The sequence below is a fragment of the Microbacterium sp. zg.Y909 genome, assembly GCF_024626565.1.
The window spans coordinates 1-4,912 of record NZ_JANJFJ010000336.1 but is presented as its reverse complement, the minus strand read 5'-3'; the positions used below and the strand labels follow the sequence as shown (position 1 = coordinate 4,912).

Genomic DNA, 4,912 nt, shown 5'->3' with positions numbered 1-4,912 from the left:
CGCGGCGCGCCTGCAGAGCCTGTCGATCGGCTACCACACGCGCATGAGCGCCGCGATCGTGCAGACCAAGGTGGTGCGCGACGTCGAGAACGTCGAGCTGATGCTGCAGCAGGTGACCCATCCGCTGTTGTCGGCCACGATGGTCATGATCGGCGCCCTGTCGATGACGGCGATCGCCGTGCCCCAGTTCCTTCCGGTCTATGCGCTCGCGGTGCCGATCGCCATCGGCATCCGCTGGGGCATGCGCAACCGCTCCCGCACTCGCAACGAGGTCTTCCGCCGCGAGGTCGAGACGCTGTCGGCACGGGTCGGCGAGATGGCCTCGCTCATCCCCGTCACCCGCGCGCACGGCCTGGAGGAGACCGCCGTCACCCGCGTCAGCTCCGGCGCCGAGGGGGTGCGTCGCGCGGGCCTGCATCTGGACATGCTCAACGGCCACGTCGCCTCGATCTCGTGGGTGGCCATGCAGCTGCTCGGGGTCGGATGCCTCGTGCTCGCAGCGGTGTTCTCGCTCACCGGCATCCTTCCCATCTCGCCGGGCGAAGTCGTGCTGCTCTCGACGTACTTCACGCTGCTCACCCAAGGGCTCACCCAGCTGCTGATGCTGATCCCCGTGGGAGCCCGAGGCCTCGAGTCGGTGCGCTCCATCGCCGAGGTGCTGCAGGAGCCCGACCTCGAGCAGAACGAGGGCAAGCGGGCTGTGTCGGCCGTGACGGGCGACATCGTGCTCGAACGCGCCTCGCACCGCTACTCCGGCGCCGACGACGACGCCCTGCACGACATCGACCTGCACATCCCCGCCGGCCGCACGTTCGCCTTCGTCGGATCCTCCGGGTCGGGCAAGTCCACGCTGCTGAACATGGTGCTGGGCTTCCTGCGGCCGACGACGGGGCGCATCCTGCTCGACGGCGCCGACATGCAGCAGCTGGACCTGCGAACGGTGCGGCGGTCGGTGTCGGTCGTGCCGCAGGAGTCGGTGCTGTTCGAGGGCACCATCCGCGAGAACATCGCCTACGGCCTCCCCGATGTGAGCGACGAGCGCATCGAGCAGGCGCTGCGCGACGCCAACGCGTGGGAGTTCGTCAGCGCGCAGCCGCGCGGCTGGGACGCCGTCGTAGGCGAGCGCGGCGCGCGTCTGTCGGGCGGTCAGCGCCAGCGCCTGGCCATCGCCCGCGCGCTCGTGCGGGACCCCCGCATCCTGCTGCTCGACGAGGCCACCAGCGCCCTGGACCCCGAGTCCGAGGAACTGGTGAAAGAGGCGCTCGGCCGCCTCATGCGCGGGCGCACGACCCTCGTCGTCGCCCACCGCCTCTCGACGGTGCGCATGGCCGACCGCATCGTCGTGCTCGAGCACGGCCGCATCGTCGAACAGGGGACGCACGACGACCTGCTCGCCGCCGACGGACGCTACGCGCGCCTGCACATGACCCAGACCGGGCTCGCCTGACACGCGCCCCCACGACGACCGACGATCACCACGCGAAGGAGCGAACATGACGGATGCCACACCCCCACCCCTGCGGACGGCGATCATCGGAACCGGGGGCATCGCGCACGCGCACGCGCAGGCCCTCGCCGACCTGGCGCCGCGTATCGCGCTCGCCGCCGTCGTGGACCTCGACACCGATCGCGCGCGGGAGTTCGCTCAGAGGTTCGGCGCCGACGCGGTGTACCCCGACGCCGACGCCCTGCTGGCATCGGAGCAGCTGGACCTCGTGCACATCTGCACCCCGCCCCAGACGCACGTGCCGCTGGCGATCGCGGCGCTGCGCGCCGGTGTGCCGGCGCTCATCGAGAAGCCGACGGCGCTGAGCCTCGCCGAGATGGACGAGCTGGTCGCGGTCTCGCGCGAGACGGGGGTGCCGGCGCTCACCGTGTACCAGCACCGTTTCGGTGCGGGCGCACAGCGCCTGATGCGCCTGGTCGCAGACGGTGCGCTCGGTCGCCCGCTCGTGGCGACGTGCGAGACGCTGTGGCACCGCGGACCCGGGTACTTCGACCTGCCCTGGCGCGGCCGCTGGGAGATCGAGGGCGGCGGGCCGACGATGGGTCACGGCATCCACCAGTTCGACCTGCTGCTGGCCGTGCTCGGCCCCTGGTCGCGCCTGACCGCGTTCGCCGCCCGCCAGCAGCTGCCCACCGACACCGAGGACGTCTCGATGGCGCTGGTCGAATTCGACAACGGTGCGCTGGCGACGGTGGTCAATTCCATCGTCTCGCCGCGTGAGACCTCTCGGCTGCGCTTCGATTTCGCCCACGCCACCGTCGAGCTGGAACACCTGTACGGCTACACCGACGCCGACTGGACCTTCACCCCGGCCCCCGGGCACGAGCACCTCGCCGAGCTGTGGGAGAGCGACCCCGACGGCGGGCCGAGCGGCCACCGGGCGCAGATCGCGGCGATCGTCGACGCGCTCGCCGCCGGGGCGACGCCCGGGGTGGATGCCGCCGACGCCCGCCGCACCCTCGAATTCGCCGCCGCCACCTACGCGTCGGCCTTCCGCGGGGTGCCGGTGCGTGCCGGTGAGATCGCCGGCGACGACCCGTTCCTGCAGTCCATGGCCGGCGGCGCCGTGCCATGGCCGCCCGTCAAGCCCGCGATGGAGACCACCCGATGACCCTCGAGATCGACCACGACGACGCCACCGCGTTCACCGTCCGCGACGGCGACGTCGAGCTGCTGCGCTACACGTACGTGCCCGATTCGCCGCAGCTGGAGTCACCCAAGCCCTACCTGCATCCGCTGCGCACCCGTTCGGGGCGGCTGATGAGCCTCTACCGCCCGTGGGATCACGTGTGGCACAAGGGCATCGCCTGGTCGCTCCCGGTCGTCGGCGAGGAGAACTTCTGGGGCGGCCCCACCTACGTGCAGGGCCAGTCGTACGTGCAGCTGCCCAACGACGGCACCCAGGCGCACCGCCGCATCGAACAGCTCGAGGTGGATGCCGACGGGGTCGTGCGCTTCGCCCACGAGCTGGACTGGGTGAGCGAGGGCGGCATCCACCTCTTCACCGAGCGGCGCGCGGTCACCGCACGCACCCTCGAGGGCGGCGCCTGGGCGCTCACCGTCGACACCGCGATGACGAACGTGACCGACGCGCCCATCCCGATCGGCTCGCCCACCACCCGGGGGCGTGAGAACGCCGGGTACGGGGGACTGTTCTGGCGCGGCCCGCGCTCATTCACCGGTGGCACGCTCGTGACGGCATCGGGCACCGGCTCCGGCAACGATGTGCGCGGCCAGCGGCACGAGTGGATGGGCTTCGTCGGCCGGCATGACGAGATCGACGGCGAGTCACTCATCGTGATGGTGGATGCCGCCGACAACCCGCAGCACCCGCCGCAGTGGTTCGCCCGCTCCGAGGAGTTCGCGTGCCTGAACCCCGCGCCCTTCTTCAGCGACGAGCTGGTGGTGGCGCCCGGGCAGACGGCGGCGTTCCGGTACGGCGTCGGCATCGCAGACGGCGGCGCCGACGCTGCCGCCGGGCTCGCAGACACGGTGCGCGACGTGATCGCGGCCCGCGCATGACCACGCCGCTCTTCCCCGGCGGGGTGGCGGTCAGCGACCTCATGGTCTACGACGCCGAGGCCGTCGACGGTCGGTGCGGCGGCTCACCGCACCTGCACACCGCCTCGAGCGAGGGCTACATCGTCGTCGGCGGCACGGGCTCGGTCGAGACCCTCTCGGCCGCCGGTGCCGAGGTGCATCCGCTCGCACCGGGGCACGTGCTGTGGTTCTCGCCCGGAACCGTGCACCGCCTCGTCAACGACGGCGGGTTGCGGCTGCTGGTGGTGATGTCCAACGCCGGGCTCCCCGAGGCAGGCGACGCGGTGCTGACGTTCCCGCCCGAGGTGCTCGCCGACCCGGCTGCCTACGCCGCGGCGTCGACGCTGCCCGAGGGGGAGGGGCGTGCCCATGCCGCCCGCGCCCGCCACGACCTCGCCATCGCCGGCTACCTGGCTCTGCGCGACGCGGTGCAGCGCGACGGGGTCGCGGCCCTCGCCCCGTTCCACGCGGCTGCCGTCGCTCTCGTGCGCAGCCGGGTGGAGCACTGGCAGGAGCGGTGGGACCGGACCGTCGCCGCCGAGACCGAGCGCACCCGCGCACAGCTCGTCGCGCTCGCCGCGGGGGAGCCTGGGCTCATGACCGCGGCATCCGTCGTGCGCGGCCAGCCCACGCCCGGCGAACGCGGCTACGGTATGTGCGGGCGCCTGCAGACCTGGGAGTGGCCGTCGCCCTGATCGCCGCTCAGGCGCGTGTCGTCGCCGCCGTCCGGCGCGGTGGCAGCGGCACCAGCATCGACGTGCGCCGCTGGTAGTCGGCGTACGCGGGGTACTTCGACGCGCTGATCGACTCGGTGAAGATCGTCGAGCCGATGAACAGCACCGTCAGCAGCACCGCTCCGACGATGGTGGGGTTGATCAGGCCTCCCCAGACGCCCAGGCCTGCCGAGACGGCGGCGACCGCGCCGATGAAGTAGAACACCCACCACTGGGCCTGCTCGAAGAAGAAGTTCGGATGCCGGCTGAGTCGGAAGAGCCCGGTGGTGGCGAAGCCGGGTTCCAGCGTGCCGCCCGCGCGCTTCTTGGCCTGGTGGAAGTCCCATTGCTCCTGGTCGGCGACGGTCTCGCCGACCAGGAACGCCAGGAACAGCGCGGCCAGGGCGATGTCCCAGCCGGTGAGCGGTGTCGGGTGCTCCCACGCCATGAGCGCCGGCAGTGAGATGAGTACGAGCAGGGCGTTCTGGTACAGCACGATGAAGAACAGGTTGAACAGCTGGAACTGCACCGGGGTCATCCGCTTGCGCAGGATCGCCCAGCGGTAGTCCTCCATGCCCGAGTAGCCGCCCTTGCGGGCGAAGTTGAAGGTCAGTCGCGCTCCCCAGAGGGTGACGAGCGCCGCCATCAGCAC

At 71.7% G+C, this 4,912-nt stretch carries 5 protein-coding genes; 4 read left to right on the top strand and 1 reads right to left on the bottom strand.

Annotated elements, in window-relative coordinates; translation table 11 throughout:
* The 4 genes from NQ160_RS18540 to NQ160_RS18525 form a co-directional block, all read left to right on the top strand.
* Positions 1–1,447 (top strand): ABC transporter ATP-binding protein (locus tag NQ160_RS18540; RefSeq protein WP_257516597.1); only part of this gene is annotated, 1,447 nt, incomplete at its 5' end.
* A 46-nt stretch (positions 1,448–1,493) separates the two neighbouring features.
* Positions 1,494–2,618: a Gfo/Idh/MocA family protein gene (locus tag NQ160_RS18535; RefSeq protein ID WP_257516596.1), complete on the top strand. Its 1,125-nt coding sequence runs from the start codon at positions 1,494–1,496 to the stop codon at positions 2,616–2,618.
* A complete protein-coding gene (locus tag NQ160_RS18530; RefSeq protein WP_257516595.1) occupies positions 2,615–3,529 on the top strand; it encodes a PmoA family protein in 915 nt (304 codons plus the stop codon). Before NQ160_RS18535 ends, NQ160_RS18530 begins: the two co-directional genes overlap by 4 nt.
* Entirely contained in the window at positions 3,526–4,242 is a 717-nt protein-coding gene (locus NQ160_RS18525) for a cupin domain-containing protein (RefSeq protein WP_257516594.1), read from the top strand. Before NQ160_RS18530 ends, NQ160_RS18525 begins: the two co-directional genes overlap by 4 nt.
* Positions 4,243–4,249: 7 nt before the next feature.
* Here the strand turns inward: NQ160_RS18525 and NQ160_RS18520 are convergent.
* Positions 4,250–4,912, bottom strand: a 663-nt coding sequence (locus NQ160_RS18520) for a DUF1295 domain-containing protein (RefSeq protein ID WP_257516593.1), incomplete at its 5' end; no start/stop codon positions are given.